We start from the raw sequence: 464 nt of genomic DNA, 5'->3' as shown, positions 1-464 counted from the left end.
TCTAACCTGTTCCAGTTCCGTGCCGGCACCGGTGAAGACCGTTGTGTACTGGACTGCATCACATCTCTGCAGAACGGTGCTGACCTGCTGTGGATCGAGACTGAGAAGCCTCACGTCGGTCAGATCGGTGGCATGGTTAACCGCATCCGTGAAGTGATCCCGAATGCCAAGCTGGTATACAACAACAGCCCATCGTTCAACTGGACCCTGAACTTCCGTCAGCAGGTATTTGATGCCTGGGCTGAAGAGGGTAAAGACCTGTCTGCTTACAACCGTGATAACCTGATGTCGGTTGAGTACGATGAGTCTGAACTGTCTGCTGAAGCCGATCGTCGTATCCAGAGCTTCCAGGCGGATGCCGCTCGCGAAGCGGGTATCTTCCACCACCTGATCACCCTGCCGACTTACCACACCGCTGCGCTGTCGACTGACAACCTGGCGAAAGAGTACTTCGGTGAGCAGGG

The 464-nt window shown here is 55.4% G+C and carries 1 pseudogene; it reads left to right on the top strand.

Annotated elements, in window-relative coordinates:
- Positions 1 to 464, top strand: a pseudogene (locus JW499_RS21670) (isocitrate lyase); the annotation flags it as partial.

It is taken from the genome of Amphritea pacifica (genome assembly GCF_016924145.1).
Lineage (GTDB): Bacteria > Pseudomonadota > Gammaproteobacteria > Pseudomonadales > Balneatricaceae > Amphritea > Amphritea pacifica.
Note: the sequence above shows the minus strand (reverse complement) of the source record. Positions and strands in the feature narration are given on the sequence as shown.